General features: G+C 28.1%; 24 protein-coding genes and 1 tRNA gene. 5 read left to right on the top strand and 20 right to left on the bottom strand.

The genetic code is table 11. The annotated features are described in order from the left end of the window. The first annotated feature begins 26 nt into the window (after positions 1-26). Positions 27-605, top strand: coding sequence for a YceI family protein (locus B0174_RS03125; RefSeq protein WP_108558193.1), 579 nt, complete (start codon positions 27-29; stop codon positions 603-605). Positions 606-645: 40 nt separating this feature from the next. Further along, a complete protein-coding gene (locus tag B0174_RS03130) occupies positions 646-948 on the top strand; it encodes an HvfA family oxazolone/thioamide-modified RiPP metallophore (RefSeq protein WP_228156407.1) in 303 nt (100 codons plus the stop codon). Between the two features lie 26 nt (positions 949-974). Here the strand turns inward: B0174_RS03130 and B0174_RS03135 are convergent, their stop codons facing one another. The 9 genes from B0174_RS03135 to B0174_RS03175 all read right to left on the bottom strand — a co-directional run bounded on the left by B0174_RS03135 (position 975) and on the right by B0174_RS03175 (position 8,606). Next, positions 975-2,333, bottom strand: coding sequence for an MATE family efflux transporter (locus B0174_RS03135; protein ID WP_108558195.1), 1,359 nt, complete (start codon positions 2,331-2,333; stop codon positions 975-977). 18 nt (positions 2,334-2,351) lie between these two features. After that, positions 2,352-3,614: a homoserine dehydrogenase gene (locus tag B0174_RS03140; RefSeq protein WP_108558196.1), complete on the bottom strand. Its 1,263-nt coding sequence runs from the start codon at positions 3,612-3,614 to the stop codon at positions 2,352-2,354. A gap of 9 nt (positions 3,615-3,623) precedes the next feature. Beyond that, entirely contained in the window at positions 3,624-4,838 is a 1,215-nt protein-coding gene (locus B0174_RS03145; protein WP_108558197.1) for an LL-diaminopimelate aminotransferase, read from the bottom strand. A 3-nt stretch (positions 4,839-4,841) separates the two neighbouring features. Then, complete coding sequence (locus B0174_RS03150) at positions 4,842-5,654, bottom strand: hypothetical protein (RefSeq protein WP_108558198.1); 813 nt, start codon at positions 5,652-5,654, stop codon at positions 4,842-4,844. Between the two features lie 14 nt (positions 5,655-5,668). Then, positions 5,669-6,358 carry a 23S rRNA (guanosine(2251)-2'-O)-methyltransferase RlmB gene (rlmB, locus tag B0174_RS03155; protein WP_108558199.1) on the bottom strand — a complete coding sequence of 230 codons (690 nt, stop codon included), beginning with the start codon at positions 6,356-6,358 and terminating at the stop codon, positions 5,669-5,671. Between the two features lie 66 nt (positions 6,359-6,424). Further along, positions 6,425-7,237, bottom strand: a complete 813-nt coding sequence (gene rsmI, locus B0174_RS03160) for a 16S rRNA (cytidine(1402)-2'-O)-methyltransferase (protein ID WP_108558200.1) — start codon at positions 7,235-7,237, stop codon at positions 6,425-6,427. A 9-nt stretch (positions 7,238-7,246) separates the two neighbouring features. Then, a complete protein-coding gene (gene rpmE, locus B0174_RS03165) occupies positions 7,247-7,450 on the bottom strand; it encodes a 50S ribosomal protein L31 (RefSeq protein WP_108558201.1) in 204 nt (67 codons plus the stop codon). 80 nt (positions 7,451-7,530) lie between these two features. Beyond that, a complete protein-coding gene (miaA, locus tag B0174_RS03170; protein ID WP_108558202.1) occupies positions 7,531-8,406 on the bottom strand; it encodes a tRNA (adenosine(37)-N6)-dimethylallyltransferase MiaA in 876 nt (291 codons plus the stop codon). After that, positions 8,403-8,606, bottom strand: a complete 204-nt coding sequence (locus tag B0174_RS03175; RefSeq protein WP_108558203.1) for a hypothetical protein — start codon at positions 8,604-8,606, stop codon at positions 8,403-8,405. The genes miaA and B0174_RS03175 overlap by 4 nt, the downstream gene beginning before the upstream one ends. A gap of 89 nt (positions 8,607-8,695) precedes the next feature. Here B0174_RS03175 and mqnP point away from each other — a divergent pair, with 89 nt between their 5' ends. After that, complete coding sequence (mqnP, locus tag B0174_RS03180) at positions 8,696-9,556, top strand: menaquinone biosynthesis prenyltransferase MqnP (protein WP_108558204.1); 861 nt, start codon at positions 8,696-8,698, stop codon at positions 9,554-9,556. Positions 9,557-9,613: 57 nt separating this feature from the next. Next, positions 9,614-9,690: transfer RNA gene (locus B0174_RS03185), tRNA-Arg, on the top strand. Positions 9,691-9,912: 222 nt separating this feature from the next. Here the strand turns inward: B0174_RS03185 and B0174_RS03190 are convergent. The 6 genes from B0174_RS03190 to B0174_RS03215 all read right to left on the bottom strand — a co-directional run bounded on the left by B0174_RS03190 (position 9,913) and on the right by B0174_RS03215 (position 17,309). After that, positions 9,913-11,349, bottom strand: coding sequence for a catalase (locus B0174_RS03190; protein WP_108558205.1), 1,437 nt, complete (start codon positions 11,347-11,349; stop codon positions 9,913-9,915). Positions 11,350-11,427: 78 nt separating this feature from the next. Continuing rightward, positions 11,428-14,079 (bottom strand): sensor domain-containing diguanylate cyclase, encoded by a 2,652-nt coding sequence (locus B0174_RS03195; protein WP_108558206.1) that lies wholly within the window; start codon positions 14,077-14,079, stop codon positions 11,428-11,430. A gap of 96 nt (positions 14,080-14,175) precedes the next feature. After that, a complete protein-coding gene (purT, locus tag B0174_RS03200; RefSeq protein WP_108558207.1) occupies positions 14,176-15,345 on the bottom strand; it encodes a formate-dependent phosphoribosylglycinamide formyltransferase in 1,170 nt (389 codons plus the stop codon). Between the two features lie 29 nt (positions 15,346-15,374). Next, positions 15,375-16,115 (bottom strand): diaminopimelate epimerase, encoded by a 741-nt coding sequence (dapF, locus tag B0174_RS03205; RefSeq protein ID WP_108558208.1) that lies wholly within the window; start codon positions 16,113-16,115, stop codon positions 15,375-15,377. Then, entirely contained in the window at positions 16,112-16,702 is a 591-nt protein-coding gene (gene coaE / locus B0174_RS03210) for a dephospho-CoA kinase (RefSeq protein WP_108558209.1), read from the bottom strand. The genes dapF and coaE overlap by 4 nt, the downstream gene beginning before the upstream one ends. 58 nt (positions 16,703-16,760) lie before the next feature. Continuing rightward, positions 16,761-17,309, bottom strand: coding sequence for a spermine/spermidine synthase domain-containing protein (locus B0174_RS03215; RefSeq protein WP_108558210.1), 549 nt, complete (start codon positions 17,307-17,309; stop codon positions 16,761-16,763). A 98-nt stretch (positions 17,310-17,407) separates the two neighbouring features. On the opposite strand from B0174_RS03215, the gene purM reads away from it, so the two are divergent. Continuing rightward, positions 17,408-18,403, top strand: a complete 996-nt coding sequence (purM, locus tag B0174_RS03220; protein WP_108558211.1) for a phosphoribosylformylglycinamidine cyclo-ligase — start codon at positions 17,408-17,410, stop codon at positions 18,401-18,403. Between the two features lie 40 nt (positions 18,404-18,443). On the opposite strand, the gene B0174_RS03225 is transcribed toward purM, so the two are convergent. The 5 genes from B0174_RS03225 to B0174_RS03245 all read right to left on the bottom strand — a co-directional run bounded on the left by B0174_RS03225 (position 18,444) and on the right by B0174_RS03245 (position 22,101). Then, positions 18,444-19,472 (bottom strand): glyceraldehyde 3-phosphate dehydrogenase NAD-binding domain-containing protein, encoded by a 1,029-nt coding sequence (locus tag B0174_RS03225; RefSeq protein WP_108558212.1) that lies wholly within the window; start codon positions 19,470-19,472, stop codon positions 18,444-18,446. Between the two features lie 46 nt (positions 19,473-19,518). Then, positions 19,519-20,223 (bottom strand): pirin family protein, encoded by a 705-nt coding sequence (locus B0174_RS03230; protein ID WP_108558213.1) that lies wholly within the window; start codon positions 20,221-20,223, stop codon positions 19,519-19,521. After that, complete coding sequence (locus B0174_RS03235; RefSeq protein WP_108558214.1) at positions 20,217-20,999, bottom strand: DODA-type extradiol aromatic ring-opening family dioxygenase; 783 nt, start codon at positions 20,997-20,999, stop codon at positions 20,217-20,219. Before B0174_RS03235 ends, B0174_RS03230 begins: the two co-directional genes overlap by 7 nt. Positions 21,000-21,019: 20 nt before the next feature. Continuing rightward, the gene (locus B0174_RS03240; protein ID WP_108558215.1) at positions 21,020-21,586 is read right to left on the bottom strand and encodes a YceI family protein; all 567 of its coding nucleotides are present in this window, start codon (positions 21,584-21,586) and stop codon (positions 21,020-21,022) included. 62 nt (positions 21,587-21,648) lie between these two features. Then, positions 21,649-22,101 carry a MarR family winged helix-turn-helix transcriptional regulator gene (locus B0174_RS03245; protein WP_108558216.1) on the bottom strand — a complete coding sequence of 151 codons (453 nt, stop codon included), beginning with the start codon at positions 22,099-22,101 and terminating at the stop codon, positions 21,649-21,651. Between the last annotated feature and the right edge of the window lie 102 nt (positions 22,102-22,203).

Genomic DNA, 22,203 nt, shown 5'->3' on the forward strand with positions numbered 1-22,203 from the left:
TAAGTAATTTAAAAAAAGGATTCAAAATGAAATTCATAACAAAAATAACAAGTGCTTTGATCTTAAGTGTTGGTTTAGCAAATGCCGCTTCTTATAGTGTTGATAATTCACATACAAATGTAGGATTTTCTGTGAAACATATGATGATTACAAATGTAAAAGGTGAGTTCAAAACTTATGATGCACAAATTGATTTTGATGAAGCTACAAAAAGTTTTAAAACATTTAGTGCAAATGTAAATACAGGTTCTGTTGATACTGGAATTGAAAAAAGAGATGACCACTTGATAAGTGATGATTTTTTTGCTTCAGAAAAATTTCCTAAAATGACTTTTGTTATGAAATCTTACCAAGCAGATGGTAATGAAGGAAAAATGAAAGGTGATTTAACTATTAGAGGTATAACTAAACCTGTAGTTTTAGAAGTTGAAGATATTGCTAGTATAAAAGATTTTCAAGGAAATAAAAGAGTTGGCTTTTCTTTAAAAGGAAAAATCAATAGAACAGATTATGATTTAAAATGGAATAAAGCCCTTGAATTAGGTGGTGTTGCAGTATCTGAGGAAGTAAAAATTATAGTTGATGTTGAAGCTGTACAAAAATAGTATATAATTAAATAAATAAAAAAAAGGAAACAAATTGAAAATGAAATTATCAGGATTATTATTAGGATTTTTACTTGCAAGTACATTAGCATTTGCAGCACAAGGTTCATGCGGAGCTGGAAAATGTGGTGCTGAAATGAAAAAAGAGATGAAATGCGCTTGTAATATGAAAGACAAAAAAGATAACAAATGTACTTGTGAAAATAAAGAAAAATGTACATGTGATATGAAAAAAGAGATGAAAGGTTCATGCGGAGCTGGGAAATGTGGCGCTGAAATGAAAAAAGAGATGAAAAATGAAATGAAAGGCTCTTGTGGAGCTGGAAAATGTGGTTCTAAATAATCACTTATAAGAGGTCTTTTGACCTCTTATAAACTCTTATTTAAAATCTCTTTTAATAGTTTATTCGTATAAATATAAGCAAAAATAGCCGCACTATAAATCATAAATAAAACCCCAACCCATAAATAAATAAAATCAAGTTCAAAATACTTCACTATTAAATATGCAATTATTAATTTTGCAAAGATCTGTCTATAAATCCCGATATAAAGAATCATCTTAGGTCTTTTTATGGCTTGAAGAGTTGAAATACAAACAAATAAAATAACATAAGCGTAAAATATCCAAATTTCAATAAGCAAATAACTTATCCCAAAATCAACTACAATTGGATTAGAATCAAATAATGAAATTATTAATCGTCCTAAAATTGTTAAAAAAATGATTCCAACAGTTGCTATAATAAATCCATATTTAAGAGATACTTTTAAAGTTTCAATCACTCTATCATATTTTTTAGCACCGAAATTATTTGATACAAGGGCTAATACAGCAGTACTAAGACCAAGTGCTGGTAAAAGCATAAGTTGTTCAACTCTGTACCCTATTCCATAACCAGCAACTGCTTGAACACCATAGTGTGAAACAAAATATGTCAAAATTAGTGAACCAATTGCCATTGTAAGCATATTTAGGCTTGATGGTATTCCATGAGAAAAGAATAATTTGTAAACTCTAAGATTTGGAATAAAATATTCTAATTTTTCAAAATGAATAAGTTTTGTTTGCAGAACTTTGTAAGATAGATAACACATATTTATTACTTGGATTAAAACAGTAGATAATGCAATTCCTTTTATTCCCATTGCAGGAATAAATAAAAATCCATACATAAATAAAGGATTTAAAACTAAGTTAGCAAAAAAACCAAATATTAAACTATTTCTATATGTTTTTGTATCTCCTGTGGCTATCAAAATAGCGTTTAGCGAAAAGTTAAACATAAAAAATATTGCACCAAATAAAATAGGATTTATATAATCAAGTGAGATTTGCAAATATTCATCTTTTGCACCTAAAAACATAAAAAGGGAAGGTGCAAAAAAATATCCAATAATACTTAAAATAAGACCAGTAAAAGGAACAAAAAGAAGTCCTTTATGGGCATAAATTGAAGCTAATTTATATCTCTTTTTACCAAGAGCATTTCCTAAAAGTGCTGTAATTGCTGAACTAAAACCATATCCAAAACCAATAATTAAGAAAAAAATCATAAATGATAAAGTTAATGCTGATATTGCTTGTGTTGAAATAAGTCCTGCATAAAAAGTGTCAACAACATTGTACATGGTATTAAAAAACATTCCAACACTAGCTGGAATTGCTAATTGTTTTATTAATGTTGGGATATTTTGTGTGGTTAGTGTTTGTGAATTTTTTCTCAAATGAAACTGAATAGAGGACTATTCTTCTATTCTTATCATGGCAGGTTTAGTTAAAATTACACCTGAATTTTCTAGTTCATTCATAGCTTTTATAATATCTTTTTCAATAGATATATGTGTAGTTAAAAGTAAATTAGCACTTCCATTTTTTAATGGTTTTTGTAACATTGCTTCAATTGAAATTGAGTTATTTCCTAAAATTGTTGCAATCTTTGCCAAAGTTCCAGATTTGTCTGCAACTTCAAGTCTTAAATAATATTTAGTTTGAATATTGTCTTTTGACATTAAAGTGATTTTTTCGCCAGGTTGATTTTCAAAACCAAGCATTGGTGAACCTTTCCCTTTTCTTGCAATGTCAATTATGTTAGCTACAACAGCAGATGCTGTTGCATCTCCACCTGCTCCTGCTCCATAAAACATAGTTTCACCAACTTTATCTCCAACAACAGAGATACCGTTCATAACACCATCAACTTTAGCAATCATTTTATCTTCTGGAATTAAAACAGGATGAACTCTTAATTCAATTTCATTTCCTACTTTTTTTGCAATTCCTAATAATTTAATAGAATATTCAAACTCTTTTGCAAATTCAATATCTGCTTTTGAAATATTTTGAATTCCCTCAATTAAAATATCTTCAGGTTTAACATCAATTCCATAAGCAATAGAACCTAAAATTAGGAGTTTATGTGCTGCATCAAATCCACCAACATCAAAAGTTGGATCTGATTCTGCGTAACCTAAATCTTGAGCTTCTTTTAAGATTTCATTATAATCAACACCATCATTTATCATTCTTGTTAACATATAGTTACAAGTTCCATTCATAATACCTTGAATAGATTTGATATGATTTGCACTTAATCCATCTCTTAAAGCATTGATAATTGGAATTCCACCAGCAACTGCTGCTTCAAATTCAAAAGGAATATCACCTGCTAGTTCTTGAAGTTCATATCTATGATATGCCAAAAGAGCTTTATTTGCAGTAACCACTGCTTTACCTTTTAATAAAGCTTTTCTAACTATCTCATTTGGTTTATCGATTCCACCCATTAATTCAACAACCACATCAATAGAATCATCATTTAAAACATCATCAATATTATCTGTTAATTTAATATCAACATCTCTTAATTTATGTAAGTTTGAAACTACCCCAAGAGTTACTACAATTTCTTTACCAGCTCGTGCTGTTATAATATTTTTATTGTCTCTTAAAATATTTGCAACACTGGCTCCCACTGTACCAACTCCGATAATTCCAACTCTTAACATATTATTTTCCTATTTCTCTAATGATTTTAAATATTTCTTTACATTTTTTGCAGCTTGTCTAATTCTTTTTTCATTTTCAATTAGAGCAATTCTCACATACTGGTCACCATAATGACCAAACCCAATACCAGGACTAACAGCTACATGAGCTTCTGTTAATAATTGTTTTGAGAATTCCATGCTTCCTAAATGAAGAGCCACTTCTGGAATTTTTGCCCAAATAAACATTGAAGCATTAGGTTTATTCATTTTCCAACCAGCTTCTTCAAATACTTCAAGCATTAAATCTCTTCTTTTTCTATATTTTTCAACATGTTCAGCAACACAATCTTGTGGACCATCAAGTGCAACAGTAGCTGCAATTTGAATTGGAGTGAACATTCCATAATCAAGCCATGATTTAATTCTTTTTAAAGCACCGATTAGTTTTTCATTTCCAACTATACAACCCACTCTCCATCCTGCCATATTGTATGATTTACTTAAAGTAAAACATTCAACCGCAACATCTAAAGCACCCTCGGCTTGGAAAATTGAAGGAGTTTTATATCCATCAAAAGTAATATCAGCATAAGCAATATCTGAGATAATATAAAATCTTTCTCTTTTTGCCATTGCTACTAATTTTACATAAAATTCAGGTGTAACAGTTGCACATGTAGGATTATGTGGGAAGTTTACAACAACAAATTTTACTTTTGGAATTGATTCATCTATTGTTTTTTGTAATCTTTGAAAGAAAATATCTTCATCAACTTTAAATACATCATCAAATGCTAATTCAAATTTATGAACAGCAGCTCCATTTAACATAAATGCGTATGAATGAATAGGATAAGTTGGATCCGGAACAACAGCCACATCTCCTACATTTACAATTGCTTGAACTAAATGAACATAACCCTCTTTTGAACCCATTGTTGCACATATATGTTTATTTGGGTCTAAAAAGTCAACATCATATTTTCTTTTATACCAGTTGCTAATTGCAAGTCTTAATTTAAAAATCCCAGCACTTACGCTGTAACCATGATTTTTTGGTTTTGCAGAAGCTTCGATTAATTTGTCTGTGATATGTTGAGGCGCTGGACCATCAGGATTTCCCATAGAAAAGTCAATTACATCTTCACCAGCTCTTCTCGCTTCCATTTTAATATTATTAACTTCTGCAAACACATAGTTTGGAAGTCTTTTCATTCTCTCAAATTCAATTTCTGGAAACACTATTTACTCCTTAGTAATGTTAATTCCTTGCTTCATATTAGCAAGTGTATATAAATCATCAATTTTAATATATTTTGTATTGTTAGGCACTTCAAGTCTTAAACTTTTATGCAAACTATTTTCGTCATAAATTCCAATTATATTTAAAGCTTCATCGTAAAAAACCACATTTGGATACCAAATATTACCACTTGCTGATTTTATTGTAATTACTTTTGCATTTGATATTTTAATCATATACGGTTTAAGTGTATTTTTTAAAGATAACTGCTTATTGTTTATTAAATCTTCTGCTCTATAAATTGAAGAATTACTCGTGTCTATTGAATAACTCCAACTATAGTCACCCTCTCTTTTAATATCAACAATTCTACAATTTATTGATTGTAGTTCTTGTGATAATCTGAGAGGGCTTATGGCGGCTGCGGTTTTTACCTGAATAGTCCATTTTAGGTTATTATTAACAACTATTTCTTCTTTTATAACAAAATTATGTTGCCCTAAAGCTTTTAAAATATCAGTAAGATTTTTTGATGATTTTTTAGGATATTTATTAACATTAAATGTAATAGTAACATTTTGAGTTGATGGAAAGTTTAGTTTTAATACGCCATTATTTGATAATTCTTGAATAATTTTAGTGTAGTCAATCTGATTATTTGTATAAAAGTTATCTTCATTGCTAAAAATATGTGTAATTAGATTTTTATGAGTGTTATAATCACTATTTCCCAATAAGTCTTTTATTTTCATATCTAAGTTTGCACTTAACAATAATACATTTAATGCGATTATTAAAATCAGGTTTCTTATCACTATGTTCTCTTCTTTTATCTTTTTAAGTTATAAATCAAAATACCAGCAGCAACAGATACATTTAAAGAATCAAATTCATGTTCCATAGCAATTGCAACTTTTAAATCTAGTTTTTTTGCAACTTTTGGAGAAATTCCTGTTCCTTCACTTCCTAAAAATAGAGCTACTTTGTCAGATTTTTCGATTTTCCCATATTTTTTTAAATCAATTCCATCTGTTGTTGCACCAATTAGTGTAAAACCAGCATCTATTAATTCACTTGCTAAATCAACCGATCTTGGATGTATTGAAAATGGTAAATCAAGTAAAGCGCCTGAACTTGTTCTTAAAATTCCTGAATCATTTACAGTTTTAATATCAGCTGCAATTAACCCTTCAATCCCTAAAGAATAAGCAGTTCTAGCAATGGCTCCAATATTTCCAACATCAGTTACACCATCTAATACAAGAATAAAATTCATTTTTTTAAATTCTTTAATATCTGTATATTCAGCATGGGTAAGTTTTAAAATGAAACCTTGGTGGTTCCCGCCTTTTGCTAATGCTTGAGCTTTTTGATTATCTACTTTGTAGATTTTTTTGTCAAGTTTGGCAAATCTTGTAAAAAGTTTTGAATCAATTTCTTTTGAAAGAAAAATTTCTTCAATTAAATGAGGGTGTTTTTCAAGTACATAAAGTACGATTTGTTTTCCATATATTATCATTCGGGGATTATATCTAAAAAATGTTATAAAACTCTTTTGTTTTTTGAGAAAGTATTTACTAAAAAATTAATTTTCTAAAAGTTTTTGATACACATCTTTTATTGATTGTCCTGTGATTTTTGCTATTAATTTAGCTTTTATTTTTGGAGCAATATCTAAAGATAAAATATCATCTAAATCAAGATTAAAACCAACAGTTTCTTTTGGTTCTATAATTACAACCCATTCACCTTTGATATTTATATCTTTAAATTTTTCAAATAGATTTAAAGCGTTATCTTTATAGCTATTTTGGTGAAGTTTTGAAATTTCTTTTGCTAAAAATATTGTTCTATTTGCATCTTTTATACTTAATTCTTCAAGTAATTTTAAAAGTCTGTGAGGTGATTCATAAAGGATTGCTAGTTTATTATCATTTAAAACATCATTTAATTTTGAAGCACGACTTACACCTTTGTGGTCTAAAAAACCATAAAAAGAAAAAGTAGTATGAGGAAATCCACTCATTGCATAAGCTGTTAAAATGGCATTTGCACCAGGTAAAACATCATAAGCAATATCATTTTTTATGCAATAATCCACAAGCGAGGCACCAGGATCACTAACGCAAGGCATTCCTGCATCACTTACATAAACAACATTTTTAGTAAAAGTTTCTTTTGTTAAAGATTGTAGAATATTATTTTCGTTGTGAGAATGAAAAGATTTGTATTCTTTGTTTGAAAAGTCTAGATTTTGTTTTTCACCTAAAAGATTTAGAAGTTTTTTTGTGACTCTTGTGTCTTCACAAAAAATAAGTTCCGCCTCTTCAAGGATTCTTAAAGACCTTATTGAAATATCTTCAAGATTTCCTATTGGAGTTGGAACTAAGCACAGCACAATAGTGTACTATTTAGCCATGTTATATTTGTTTTTGAATTTCTCAACTCTACCAGCAGCATCAACAAGTTTTTGCTCTCCAGTAAAGAATGGGTGACAAGAAGAACAAATATCAATTTTTAATGTTTCAACATTTGATTTTGTTTCAAACGAGTTACCACAAGCACAAGAAATTGTACAAACTTTATAATCTGGATGAATTTCTTTTTTCATACCATAATCCTTAATGTAATTATTGTTAAATAAAAGGTCAAGTCTATTGCAAGCCCTTTATAAAACTCTTGGGAACGGGATTATAACGAAAAATACTTAATAATATCTGAATTTAAGTTTTCTATTATATTGGATGTTTTATCTAAAAATTGAGACTTATTAAAAGTATTTTGTCTTTTTGCAAGTTTAGTTGTATTTAACGATATTTTTTCTTCTAATTCTTTCTTTGAAAGTTTTCCGTCTAAATACTCTAATGTTTCAAGAATACCAATAGAAGCCATACAATTTGGACTTCTTGCGTATTTTTTTTCTAAAAATATAACTTCATCAATTAATCCTGAATTTATCATAATTTTAGTTCGTAAAGAAATTCTATTTTTTAATTTTTCTTTATCCCACAAAATTTCAAAAATTTTCAAATCTTTTGCAAGTGCAATTTTAGGATTTTTTTCAAAATAAGAAGTAGGGCTAAGTCCAGTTTGTTTATAAATGGCATAAGCTTTTTCTATTCTATATCTATCATTTTTTTCGATTTTTTGCATATAAGCATTATCTATTGAATAAAGAAGTTCATAAGCTTCAAGAGGCGTTATATCAAGTTTGATTTTTGTTTCAATACCTAATGATAAACCATCAATCAAGGCTTTTAAATAAAATCCAGTTCCACCAACAATGATAAGATTTTTTTTATTTTCTAAAGCATAATCTTTTGCTTTTTTGTAAAGTTCAATAAATTTAATTACATCAAATTCTTGATTTGGATAAACTTCATCTATTCCAAAATGAATAATTTCTCCTCGTTCTTTTAATGTTGGTTTTGCAGATGCAATATCAATTTCTTTATAAACACAAAGGGAATCAAGAGATAAAATAATAGAGTTTGTTTTTAATGCAATTTCCAAAGATAGGGCTGTTTTACCAGAAGCTGTTGAGCCAATTATTGCTATTTCTTTCATTTTTTTACTTTTGAGTTATTACAATCTTCTAATTTTTGATTTAATTCATTTATCTCTTTTTCTTTTTGAATTAAGATTCTTAACAAATCTGAGACATCTTTTGAACCTGAATCTTTAACTTCCATCTGAGTTTTAGAAGTACATGCACTTAAACCAAAAATTAAAAATAGGGCGCTTAAAAGTAGGGCGAATTTAGACATTTGTAACTTTCATAATAAAATAAAATTGATTATAACGAGAAAAAGGTTAATTCTAATTTTTTAATAATATCTTAGATACAATCATTTTTATGAATAAGCTTATACAAAAACTAAACGACTTTAATGAACTTGTGATGTTCAAACATTCAATCTTTTCACTTCCTTTTATTTTTATTGCGATGGTAGTTGCTGCAAATGGTTGGTTTGGATTTAAACTTTTGATTCTTGGAATTTTTGCAGCACTAACAGCTAGAAACTTTGCCATGGGATTTAATAGATTTATGGATAGAGATATTGATGCTCTAAATCCTCGAACAATAAATAGACCAAATGTTGATGGAAGAATTTCTGATACACAAATGTTTCTTTTTGTAATGGCTAATGCTTTAGGATTTATAGCTGTTGCATATTTTGTAAATGCTTTGGCTTTATATTTATCAATACCAATTTTAATAATAATTGGTTCATATTCATATTTTAAAAGATTTTCATATTTAGCTCATGTAATTTTAGGTATTTCTTTAGGATTAGCCCCAATCGCTGGGGTTGTGGCTGTTAGTGAAACGATTCCTTTTTGGGCAATATTCTTAAGTATTGGAGTTATGTTCTGGGTTGCTGGATTTGATTTACTTTACTCTTTACAAGATATTGAAGTAGATAAAGAACTAGGACTTCATTCAATTCCATCAAAATTTGGTGTTGAAAAAACAATGCAAATTTCAAAAATATTTCATGCTTTAACAGTAATTTTTTGGCTTTTATTTGTGATTATCTCTGATAGTTCATATTTTGCATATGTTGCAGTAATCTTAAGTGCTTTGATGTTGTCTTATGAACATTATTTAGTAAATAAAGATTTCAAAAAAATAGATAAGGCCTTTTTTACGGTAAATGGTTACTTAGGAATAATATTTTTTGTATTGATTGTTTTAGACAATATTTTCTTTTAATTAAGTTTTTAAGTAAGGTCGTGATATAATCTCGACCTTATTTTTATAATAACAAGTGCGTCTGTGGCTCAACTGGATAGAGCTTCGGGTTTCGGCCCCGGCGGTTGTAGGTTCGAATCCTACCAGGCGTACCATTTCCTCACTAAAATCATTTATTTAACCCTTAAATCATCAAACAATCAAATCTTTTTAAATATAAAACCAAATTGATGTAGATGGAACAGTAAGATATGCAGTAATTAATGACTTACCATTATGAAGAAATATTGATAAGATAACAAGAATGGTAGATACAATGCTGTTAAAAAATATTATCTATATGCAAAGAAATTCTTTGCATATAGATTTTTTTATTTTTAAGACTTTACAGTCATTCCTAATGCTTTTGCAACACCAGCACCGTAAGCTGGATCTGCTTTTGAGCAGTTATCAATATGTCTTTGTTTGATAAACTCTGGTGCATCACCCATCGCTCTTGCTGTATTTTCAAAAAGAACTTGTTGTTGTTCTTTACTCATAATATCAAATAGCATTTTAACTTGTGTAAAGTTATCATCATCCATTTCCCATCTGTTTGCTCCACCATCAATATCAAGTGTTGGCTCAGCGTGCTCTTTTTGCTCTTGCCACTTCTCAAAAGAGTTTGGTTCATATCCAATTGTTGCACCTGCATTTCCATCAACTCTCATTGCTCCGTCTCTATGGTAACTGTTAACTGGACACTTTGGTGCATTTACTGGAATTAAATTATGATTAACTCCAAGTCTATATCTTTGTGCATCACCGTATGAGAAAAGTCTTCCTTGAAGCATTTTATCAGGTGAGAAACTAATTCCTGGAACTACACTTGCTGGATTAAAGGCAGCTTGCTCTACATCTGCAAAGTAGTTTTCAGGGTTTCTATTTAATTCAAACTCTCCAACTTCAATAAGTGGATAATCTTTTTTCAACCAAACTCTTGTTAAGTCAAATGGATTAAATCTATAATGTTTTGCATCTTCTTCACTCATTATTTGTATAAACATTTTCCATTTTGGGAAATCACCTTTTTCAATACTTTTAAATAAATCTTCTTGATGTGACTCTCTATTTTTACCAACTAATTCTTGTGCTTGCGCATCTGTTAGGTTTTTAATACCTTGTTGAGTAACAAAGTGGAATTTAACCCAATTTCTTTTATTTTCTGCATTAATAAAACTAAAAGTATGACTTCCAAAACCATGCATATGTCTGTATGAATAAGGAATTCCTCTATCACTCATTGTAATTGTAACTTGGTGTAAAGCTTCAGGTAAATTTGTCCAAAAATCCCAGTTATTTGTAGCACTTCTTAGGTTTGTTTTTGGATCTCTTTTTACTGCATGATTTAAATCAGGAAATTTTAGTGGATCTCTTAAGAAAAATACAGGAGTATTATTTCCAGCTAAATCCCAGTTTCCTTCTTCTGTATAAAATTTAAGAGCAAAACCTCTAATATCTCGCTCAGCATCAGCAGCACCTCTTTCTCCTGCAACTGTTGAAAATCTTGCAAACATCTCTGTTTTTTTACCGATTTGTGAAAATATTTTAGCTTTTGTATATTTTGTTATATCGTGAGTTACTGTAAATGTTCCAAATGCTCCAGAACCTTTTGCATGCATTCTTCTTTCAGGAATAACTTCTCTATCAAAATGTGCCATTTTTTCTAGATACCAAACATCTTGCATTAACATAGGACCTTTTGGACCAGCTGTTAATGAATTATTATTATCAGCAACTGGTGCTCCAAATGCGGTAGTGAGTTTTTCTTTCATTTTTTCTCCTTTAATACATTTACATATTCACAGGTTAATAAAACTATAGAATATATACCATTATTATAGCAGACTTAATTATTTTAGTATCACCTTATTTTTCCCATTTTCTTTTGCCACATATAAGGCTTCATCTGCTCTTTTGATTGTATCGTTTACTGGTTCATTATTTTTATATAGTGTTCCACCAAAACTACAAGTAATTACAGGAAGATCATCTATTTTAGATTCTTCAATAGTTTTTCTTATATTTTCAAGTGCAATATTAAGTCCATTTTCTGAAGAAATTTTTAATATCATAATAAACTCTTCCCCACCCCAACGAATTAATATATCGTCATTTCTTGAAGTTTTCCCTATAATTGATACAAGATTTATTAGAATTTCATCTCCTACATTGTGTCCAAATGAATCATTTATATTTTTAAAATTATCTATATCAATCATTGCCAAACCAAAATACATATCTTCACTTTCAAAAGTTTCAATGAGTCTTTCATAATTGTTTTCAAAGAACTCTCTATTATAAGCATTTGTTAATTTATCTCTTAATGTTTTTTCTTCTAATTTTATATTTTCAAGCATAGTGTCACTAATATCTGTAAAACTAACTATGTAAATAGCATCTTCAAATTTATTTATTGTTACTGAAAAAGCATGAGTTAATCCGTTTATTCCTCTAATTGCAACGACTCTTTTTCTATGACTTAGTGTTTGAATTATGTTAACCCAATTTTCATTTTCTTTTACTAATGAAAGATTAAAGAATTTTTCATCTTCTGTGAATAAATCACTAATACATTTATGATTTATTTTGTACTCTTCAATAGTTTTAAATCCCAAAAATTGGAAAAACTTTTTGTTTGCAAATTCGATATTTTTTCCAGTTGTTAAAATTACCATATTATCTTGAGTATCTATAAATTTGTAGAGTTTATCATAAGCAACTTTTTGTGCTGTTATATCACTAATTACACCTTCAAAATAAGAGTGATGTTCATCATTTATTAATTGAATATTGTCATTTATCCAAATAATTCTCCCATCTTTTGAAATAATTCTATATTCCAAATCGATATTTAAAGTATTATTTTTAAGCATTAGATTTATATTTTTACGAACCATTGTTAAGTCATTTATATGAATAATACTTGCAAATGATACAACACGATTAAATCTTATTTCATCAATTTTATAGCCTGTAATTGTTTCTATTGCATTATTTACATAAAGCATCGTAAAGTTATCATCTATTTTACATCTGTAAATCATATCAGGAATATGAGAAACTAAAGATTCAAATTGTTCTTTAGTTTTTTTGATTTTTAATTGGTAAAGTTTAATGCTTGTAAGGTCATGAATTGTTCCTAATGATTGGATTACCTCACCATATTCATCAAAAGTGTGTCGACACTCTTCTTCTACATATTTTATTTCACCATTTTTAGTAATAATTCTATGTTCAACTTGATAATTTGTTTTATTTTTTATTGAATCATCATATGCTTTACTTACTTTTTCTATATCTTCAGGATGAGTATATTTTATAAAATTCTCATAACTAGCTTCAAATTCTTTAGGTTCAAATCCAAAGATGTGATAAACTTCATCACTCCATCTAAGTTTCTTTTTCACAACATCAAATTCCCAATAACCAAGTTGAGCAATCTTTTGTACTTCTTTTAGCACTTTTTCTTTTTTGAAAAGTTGGGTTTTTGTTCTATCAATTCTATAAACAAAATAAATTACAAATAGTGTTAAAAATATTAAAATTGCTAAAAATAAGAAATATTGCACTATAAAATCATGTAAATCATTATGTTTATTTAAAACTATAATATATGCGACGGTTTGATCTGAAACTACATTTTTTATGGGTAAATAAGTTGTTATGTAATAATTATTCTCATAAAAACTGTAAAAATTAAAAATCTCTCCAGAATGAAGATTTTTTTTACTTTGGGTAGGATTTTTTTCAAAATATTCTTTTAAAATAGCGCCCATAGTTTCATTTTCATTTTCTGAAATACTTCTTTCATGATAAAAATCTTCATTAATAGAACATGAAATATAATTATCTTTTTCTTCTTTAAATACAGTATTATCAACAACAGATTTTTTTATTATAAATGATAAGTCACTTGAAAGTTCTTTTCGTAAATCATTCATAATTGATTCCATTGAAACAGAAGTTTCAACACTTCCTAGATATTTATCTTTGTATATTAAAGGATAAACAAATCTATAACCATTATAAATTCTACCTTCTTCAAAACCACTAATAGGTTTTTGATATTCATTTACAAAAGCAACTGTGTGTCTTACTTCTGCTAAATTATCTCCATATTTTGTGGGTCTATGAAATCTTAAAAAACTATCGTTATTTTTTAAATGAAAGTGGAGTTGTTTGAGTTTATAATCTTCCATATTGTTATACATATCAATAAGATGTTCATATAAATTTTTTCTTATTGTTTCTTGTTCTTCTATTGATGATGTATAAACATTTTCTAAAATACTTTTTGTTTCTTTCGTATTTAATTTATTAAAATAAATGATATTTGAATAAACTTTGTATGCTTCAATTATTGTATTGTAAGTAACTTCAATGATTTTCTTTTCTGCATCTAAATGCTCTTTTTTTCTATTTTCAATAAGTGTGAAAATTACATATGTGAAAAATAAGCAGATGAAGAAAAAAGAGAGTATAAAAATGAACTTTTTCTTCAAAATGGAAATCCTATAAAATAATAGAGATAATTATATCTAAATGTACTTGTGTAAGAGCTAAGTATGTTTATACATATTTAGCTCTTTATTTTGTGATTAATTGTCTTTAAAATTTCCAATAATTTCTTTTGCTTTTTGTAAAGCTTTATCACTTGAATCTTTATCAAAAGTAAGTGCCACAGCCATTCTTCTTCCCACATGACTTTGAGGTTTTCCAAATACTCTAATAATTGAATCTTTTGTAAATGATGAATCATAAATATCAATAGTTGGATTGAAACTATCTTCTTTTGCTTTATAAGCAGCACTAGCTCCCGCTCCATAAGTAACATATTCAATTGGAAGTCCCAAAACAGCTCTTACATGAAGTGCAAATTCACTAGCACTTTGAGTAATCATAGTAACCATTCCAGTATCATGTGGTCTTGGGCTTACTTCACTAAAATAAACATGATCACCTTTTACAAATAATTCAACTCCAAAAATTCCACGACCACCTAAACCATCAGTGATTTTTTTTGCAATTTCTTGAGATTTCTTGATAGCAACTTCACTCATGTTCATAGGTTGCCATGAGAAAATATAGTCACCATCTTTTTGAATATGTCCTATTGGTTCACAAAATACAGTATCAACACCGTTTCTAACAGTTAACATAGTGATTTCATAATCAAAAGTAATAAACTCTTCAACTATTAATTCACTTGCATCTCCTCTTGCTTCTTTTGCTAATTCCCAAGATTTTTCCAAATCATCAACACTTCTTGCAACACTTTGTCCATGACCAGAACTACTCATAACCGGCTTAATAACACAAGGAAAACCAATTTTTGAAGCTGCTTTTTGTAAAGCTTCAAAAGTAGTTACAAACTCATATTTACTTGTTGGCAGTCCTAAATTAAAAGCTGCAAATTCTCTAATATTTTTTCTATTCATAGTTTTATTTACAGCATCTGCATTTGGAATTACATGAAATCCTTCTTTTTCAGCTTCAAAAAGTGCTTGAATATTTATAGCTTCAACCTCAGGTAAAATAAAAGTAGGTTTTTCTCTTCTTATTACATCAAGAATTTCATTTTTATTTTTCATATTAATTGTGTATGATTTATTTGCTACAAGTTGAGCAGGAGCGTTGTTATAACTATCAACTGCAATTGTTTCAATTCCTAATCTTTGAGCTTCAATTATAACTTCTTTACCAAGTTCTCCACTTCCAAGAAGCATAATTTTAATAGAATCAGATTTTAAAGGTGCAGGGAATTTCATATTTTTTATCCTTATTTATTAGTTTTAAATTATATTGTTGTTGTAAAAACTTTTTTTACAGCACCTTTGAAATAAATAGTGCCATTTCTTAAAGAAAGAGTTAACTCTTCACCACTTTTTGGGTAAACAAAAGTTGTATTTTTTACAAGACCCAATTCATTTGCTCTTAAAAAACATGCAGCCATTCCAGTTCCACATGCAAGTGTTTCACCCTCAACGCCTCTTTCGTAAGTTCTTACTTTGATAATTCCATTTTCTATTTTTGCAAAATTAACATTTGCATTGTGTTCATATCTCATTTTTGCACATAAATCATGGTTGTAAAGTTCTAAATCATCTACAATGGTTACCAAATGAGGAACGCCAGTGTCAACTAAATGCCAAAGAAATCCACCTTGAATAAACTCTTCATTTATTACTTTTGGAGCAGTTAGTTGTGTTTCAACAATATCATTTTCAACAAAAGATTTAATAAGTCCAGCACCTGTTAAAAATTGCATTTCATTTGAAGATACAAGATTATTAAAAAATGCATAATGTGAAACTGCTCTTGTGGCATTTCCACACATAGCAGCATTACTTCCATCACTATTGTAAAATAACCATTTAAAATCAGCTTGAGAAGATGGAATTATTACAACTAATCCATCAGCTCCAATTCCCTCTGTTCTATTACATAATTTTATAGCATCCAGCGAATAATCTTTTTCTATAAAAGTGTGAAAAATGATAAAATCATTTCCACTTGCGCTGTATTTTGTATATGTCATATTATTTCTCCAATTATTCTTTCAACTTCTGCTTGTAAATGTTTTAGATTTTGTGAATTATCAATTACCATATCAGCTAATTTTCTTTTTTCTTCAATATCCATTTGATTTGAGATTTTTAGTTTTGCTTCATTTTCATCGATATTATCTCTTTTCATAAGTCTTTGGATTTGTATCTCTTTTGGAGTATAAATTACTAATGACTTTGAAATCGGATAATTCATTTTTTCAAAAAAAAGTGGAATATCAACAAAATAAGGTTTATTTTGTTCTTCAAATATTTTTGATTCTTTGATAATTTGTTCTTTGATTAAAGGATGAAGTAGGGCTTCTAGTTTTAGTTTATTTTCTTCATTTGAAAATATAATTTTACCTAGCTCTTTTCTTAAAACTTTTCCATTTTCCACATATTGTTCACCAAACATAGAAGCTATTTTATTTGAATTTTCATCCAATAATTTATGAGCAATCAAGTCAGCATCAATTGTTAGAAAACCGTGAAGTTTGAAGAGGTTACAAACAGTGCTTTTGCCTGTTGAAATTCCGCCAGTTAAGGCGATTGCGTTTTTAAATAAATCATTACTCATGGTAAATATTTTACAATAATAATGATTTATTTATATTTAATAGCAGCAGGAAGTAGAGTTATCTTTTTGCAATACCAGTTAAAGCTCTATGCTCTGCTGCTGGAAATACAAAAGAAGCCAGTTGAATTTCAGCTGAATAATAATCTAATCCATCAAGTAAATCAGCTCTTTGTAGGTTTATATCAGCAGTTGGATGGTATCTTTTTGAAGCAAGAATAGAAGTGTTATGACCAAATTTAAATGGCATAGCAATCCAGAATTTTGTTCCAACAAGTTTTAAATCGGCAAATAATTGGTCTTCATCTCTTGAAAAAGCTTTTGATGCAAAAGCGATTAAACCATCATCTTTTAAAATTCTTTCAATATTTGCCAATAACAATTCATCAATTTTAACATCAGTTAAAATTATTACATCAATATTTTTTTCATTCTTTGATGTTAATAAAGATACATCTCCAAATTGGATATTTGATACTTTTGAATGTTTAGTAGCTTGATTTTTTAAACTATCATTCGTAGTTCCAATAATTAGAACATTCGAAGCTTCTTTGTGTGTACACAATGGTAAATGCACCATCATTTCATTAAACGCGTTATTATCTTTCATTATATATAGTCCTTAATATTTATAAACATTTTGCTATAATACCAAAAAAAATTTAAACTAATAGTAGATTAGAAAATAGAATATGAAAAAGGTGAATAATGGCAACAGTTAGTTACAAAGATGCAGGTGTTGATATTGATGCTGGAAATCAGTTTGTAGAAAATATCAAACCTTATGTAAAATCAACAATGATTCCAGGAGTTCTTGGTGGAATTGGTTCATTTGCAGGTGCATTTGAATTACCAAGTGGTTACAAAAAACCAGTAATTCTATCAGGAACTGATGGAGTTGGAACGAAACTAAAACTTGCAATTGATGCAAAAAAATTTGACACAGTTGGAATTGACTTAGTTGCTATGTGTTCAAATGATTTATTATGTAACTTTGGAGAACCATTATTTTTCCTAGATTATTATGCAACAGCAAAACTAAATGTTGAAGAAGCTACTCAAGTGGTAAAAGGTATTGCTGAGGGATGTATTAGAAGTGAATGCGCACTTGTTGGTGGAGAAACTGCTGAAATGCCAGGAATGTACAAAGAGGGTGATTTTGATTTAGCTGGTTTTTGTGTTGGAATTGCTGAAAAAGATGAGTTAAATAGAATCGATAAAATCAAAGCAGGTGATACTTTAATTGCATTACCATCTTCTGGTGTTCATTCAAATGGTTTTAGCTTGGTACGAAAATTACTTTTAGAAAAATTAGGAATGTCTTTAGATGATGATTTCCAAGGAAAAGCACTTAAAGATGTATTACTTGAACCAACTAGAATTTATGTAAAAGAGTTCAAAGCAAACAAAGATAAAATCAATGCATTAGCACATATTACTGGTGGTGGAATTACTGAGAACTTACCAAGAGTTTTACCAGATAATTTAAAAGCTGTTGTAAAAAGAGCAGATGTTAGAGTTTTACCAATTTTTGAATTTATGGGACAACATGTAGAACTAGAAGAGATGTACAGAACATTTAATATGGGTGTTGGTATGGTTTTAGTTGTAAGTGCTGAAAATGTAGATTCAGTTTTAGCAAACACTGATGGATATGTAATAGGTCATATAGCTGATGGTGCTAAATGTGTTGAATTTATCTAGTATTTTTTAGATAAGAAGTAAAAAGGGTGAGGTTAAGAACTTACCCTTTTTTTATGTCTTTATAATATTTTAAAATCTCCACAACTTTTGAAGCATATCCCCATTCATTGTCATACCAAACTAAAAGTTTTATCATATTATTTATTGTGTTTGTGTATCTATGATCAATTATAGTTGTAAAATTCTCTTTTTTAAAATCACTTGAAACCAAAGGTTCAAAATTATTTAAAACTATGGGAAATTTTTGCGTTTTTTCAAAATCTTTAAATAAATTAATAATCTCTTCTTTTGTTGATTTTTCTTTTGTAAATAAAGTTACATTTATAGCTCCAACCGTATCTGTGGGAACTCTTAGAGAACTTGAAGTGATTAGATTTTGATTTATATTTGGAAGAACATAAGAACAAGCATTTATAGTAGTTGTTTTATTTGGAATAATATTTTGAGTAGAAGATCTACCTAATTCAAAGTTACAATCAACATTTCTTGTGGCACTTCCCACAAAACTTCCATCTAAAACCCTTTGATGATTTAATAAAGGATGAATTGTAACAATATCACCACATAAAATCTCTTTTTTTTCATTAATTAGTTTTAAAGCTGGAAGTAAAGCTGTTGCATTACATGAACTGGTCGAAATTATTTTATGAATTTTTGGATTAAGTTCTTCTTCATTTGCACCTAAAATTATGTTTATATCAGCTTCATTATTTGGATGAGTTAAAAAAATAGCATTTACAGGCAAACTTTTTAGGAAATTTATATCTTCTTTTTTGCCACTTGAATCAATGATTATATCAATATTTGTTAAATCAATTTTATTTAAAGAATCAAAGTTTGTGATTTTTATTTTTGATGTTGAATTTTGAATATAATCTTCTTCAACTATTCTAAACTTATCATCATATTTTCCATATGTTGAATCATAGTTTATAGAATAAACTATATTTTCAACATATGGATTTATTTCATTTATAATAACTATTTCAAAATCTTTATTGGTAAGTAACTGTTTTAAAACAGCTTTACCGATTCTTCCTACACCATTTAAAAGAACTTTTATTTTCATTATCTAACCTATACTTTTTAATTGAAGAAGTATAGTTAATTTATAATTATAGTTTAGCCATTTCAATAAATAAAAAGTGTGAATTTCCCAAAGCTTTTATCTCTATTTTTTCAATATCAAGGATTTCCATTGCATCACCATCATTTAAAGTGATTTCATTTACAGAGGAACTTCCCTCAATTTGTACAAAATAAACTTGTCGATTTTTTTCTATTTTAAAATCTAAAGTTTTATTTGTTTCTAGTTCACTAACATAAATATTTATATCTTGATAAATTTTTATATCAGCAGTTCCATTTTGACTTGATACGATATTTAAAAGTCTGTTTTTTCTATCAATTTCTTCAAATCTTTTTGAACCATAAAGTCTAGGAAGTCCAACTTTTGGTGGAACTATCCAAATTTGTAGAAGCCTTAAATCTTCTGTTTTATGAACATTATGTTCACTATGATATATTCCATCTCCAGCGCTTAAATATTGAACTTCACCTCTTTTTAAAGTCTCAGAATTTCCCATTGAATCTTTGTGGGTAATTTCACCTTTTACAACATAAGAAATTATTTCCATATTTGCATGGGGATGAGTATCAAATCCACTATTTGCATGAACAATATCGTCATTTAAAACTCTTAAAACTCCAAAATTCATATTATTTGGATTTCTATATTCTGCAAATGAGAAATGAAAACGGCTTTCTAACCAACCTAGATTTGATGTTCCCATATTTTCTTTTGGTAATTTTTTTAACATTTTATATCCTTTTTATTATCAAAAATAAAACTCTCCATTGAGATATTTGAATAAAGCATCTCACTATTAAACGACTTTCCTTTTTTATTTATTGCATTTCCATAGGCAATAAATAGTGGTAAAAAATGCTCTGTTGATGGATGATTTTTATAAAAATTAATATTTTTTTGAATATTTTTTAGTTCATCTTCTTTTGCATTTTCTATGATATTTACAATATCGTCATTAAATTTTTTTGCATAATCTTTTATATTTTGACTCATTCCTGAATCAGCCAAATTATGGGTAATCCCACCACTACAAATAACCAAAGCTTCATTTTTAAATTGTTGAAGAACAACTCCTAAATTTATTAGTTGTTCAATACTATATGAACTAGGAATACTTATTTGTAGTACTGGAATTTTAAGATGTTCATATATCAAAGCTAAAACATTCCAAACACCATGATCATAACTTTTTCTATTTTCATCTATTGAAATATCGATATTTTGTTTTTTTAATTTTTCAATTAATTCAAAAGTTAATTTTTCATCACTATTTATCTCATATTTTACTTTATATAATTCATCTTCAAAGCCATAAAAGTCGTACATTATTTTGTTTGTATCTGGATTTATAATTTTTAAATCTTTTGTTAAATAATGTGCTGAGAATATAATAATATATTTTGGCATTTCTAATTTTTTTGCTAACTTTTTAATACTTTTTTTAGATTTAATATCACTCAAAATTATATTTGGAGCACCATGTGAAATAAATAGTGTTGGATTCATTGTTGTAAAACTTTAGCTAATTACTTAGCTAAAATTCCTTCCATTGCTATTTGAAGTTTAATCTCTTCACCAACTGCAACACCACCTGTTTCTAAGACTTTATTCCAAGTGATACCAAAATCTTTTCTATTGATTTTTCCCTCAAGTTCAAATCCAGCTCTTTGTTTTCCCCAAGGATCAGTAATAACTCCACCATTTTCTAAACTAAGTTTGATGTTTTTTGTTACACCTTTCATTGTTAAATCACCATAAACAGCATCTTTTTCAATTTTTGTTGCTTTAAAGTTGATTTTTGGAAATTTTACAGCAGAAAAAATATCTTCAGATTTTAAATGCGTATCTCTTTCTTCATTTGCTGTATTAATTGAAGCTACAACAATTTCACCACTTAATGATTTTAAAGTATTTGTTTTTTCATCATATTCAAAACTTCCAGAAACATCATTAAACTTCCCAGTTACATTTGAAATCATCATATGTTTTACAGAAAAACCTGCATTTGAATGTCCTGCGTCGATATTATAATTTCCTGCGAATAATGCAGTTGAAACTGCAAGTGAAGCTAAACCTAATTTAAAAATTTTCATGTGTATCCTTTTTTATTATTAATTTTATTGTACTAATTAGTACTTTTTAAGCAAAAAAATATCTAATTTGCTTTGTAAACTTTATTTAACAAATCATATAAAGTATCTAACTCAACATCACTTAAAACCTCTAAGGATTTTGTTAAATTATTTGCATGATTTGGAAATACCTCTTCAATAATATCTTTACCTTTTTGAGTAATTGATAAAATTGACGCTCTACTGTCATTTGGATCTTTTATGGAAGTAATCCACTCATCTCTTTTTAAATTTTTTACTACAACTGTTATATTTCCAGGTGTACTCATAGTCAATTTTGTAATTGAGCCAATATTTAAATCACCCAAGTGATACAAAACTTCTAATACTTTAAATTGATTAAATGTGAGATTATGTTTTGATAAATAATTAACAGTTAAATTAGTGATTTTTAAAGATGCTTTCTCTAACCTAACAACTATTTTCATAGATTTATCAGTTCTTTCACCATAAGTTTTTAACGATTTTTTATTCATTTACATACTCCTGTCGAAATTATATTACTAATTAGTAATAATGTCAAGAGTATTTTGATTAAATTATAAAAAAAGCTTTTTAAATAAAAAATGATTAACCTT

The sequence above is a fragment of the Arcobacter caeni genome (assembly GCF_003063245.1).
Lineage (GTDB): Bacteria > Campylobacterota > Campylobacteria > Campylobacterales > Arcobacteraceae > Aliarcobacter > Aliarcobacter caeni.

Excerpts from the sequence above, each read along its gene's own strand:
- B0174_RS03125 (WP_108558193.1), top strand. The coding sequence starts at position 27 with ATGAAATTCATAACAAAAATAACAAGTGCTTTGATCTTAAGTGTTGGT.
- B0174_RS03130 (WP_228156407.1), top strand. The coding sequence starts at position 646 with ATGAAATTATCAGGATTATTATTAGGATTTTTACTTGCAAGTACATTA.
- B0174_RS03140 (WP_108558196.1), bottom strand. The coding sequence starts at position 3,614 with ATGTTAAGAGTTGGAATTATCGGAGTTGGTACAGTGGGAGCCAGTGTT.
- rlmB (WP_108558199.1), bottom strand. The coding sequence starts at position 6,358 with ATGATAATATATGGAAAACAAATCGTACTTTATGTACTTGAAAAACAC.
- rpmE (WP_108558201.1), bottom strand. The coding sequence starts at position 7,450 with ATGAAAAAAGAAATTCATCCAGATTATAAAGTTTGTACAATTTCTTGT.
- miaA (WP_108558202.1), bottom strand. The coding sequence starts at position 8,406 with ATGAAAGAAATAGCAATAATTGGCTCAACAGCTTCTGGTAAAACAGCC.
- B0174_RS03175 (WP_108558203.1), bottom strand. The coding sequence starts at position 8,606 with ATGTCTAAATTCGCCCTACTTTTAAGCGCCCTATTTTTAATTTTTGGT.
- mqnP (WP_108558204.1), top strand. The coding sequence starts at position 8,696 with ATGAATAAGCTTATACAAAAACTAAACGACTTTAATGAACTTGTGATG.
- B0174_RS03190 (WP_108558205.1), bottom strand. The coding sequence starts at position 11,349 with ATGAAAGAAAAACTCACTACCGCATTTGGAGCACCAGTTGCTGATAAT.
- purT (WP_108558207.1), bottom strand. The coding sequence starts at position 15,345 with ATGAAATTCCCTGCACCTTTAAAATCTGATTCTATTAAAATTATGCTT.
- dapF (WP_108558208.1), bottom strand. The coding sequence starts at position 16,115 with ATGACATATACAAAATACAGCGCAAGTGGAAATGATTTTATCATTTTT.
- coaE (WP_108558209.1), bottom strand. The coding sequence starts at position 16,702 with ATGAGTAATGATTTATTTAAAAACGCAATCGCCTTAACTGGCGGAATT.
- B0174_RS03215 (WP_108558210.1), bottom strand. The coding sequence starts at position 17,309 with ATGAAAGATAATAACGCGTTTAATGAAATGATGGTGCATTTACCATTG.
- purM (WP_108558211.1), top strand. The coding sequence starts at position 17,408 with ATGGCAACAGTTAGTTACAAAGATGCAGGTGTTGATATTGATGCTGGA.
- B0174_RS03225 (WP_108558212.1), bottom strand. The coding sequence starts at position 19,472 with ATGAAAATAAAAGTTCTTTTAAATGGTGTAGGAAGAATCGGTAAAGCT.
- B0174_RS03230 (WP_108558213.1), bottom strand. The coding sequence starts at position 20,223 with ATGTTAAAAAAATTACCAAAAGAAAATATGGGAACATCAAATCTAGGT.
- B0174_RS03235 (WP_108558214.1), bottom strand. The coding sequence starts at position 20,999 with ATGAATCCAACACTATTTATTTCACATGGTGCTCCAAATATAATTTTG.
- B0174_RS03240 (WP_108558215.1), bottom strand. The coding sequence starts at position 21,586 with ATGAAAATTTTTAAATTAGGTTTAGCTTCACTTGCAGTTTCAACTGCA.
- B0174_RS03245 (WP_108558216.1), bottom strand. The coding sequence starts at position 22,101 with ATGAATAAAAAATCGTTAAAAACTTATGGTGAAAGAACTGATAAATCT.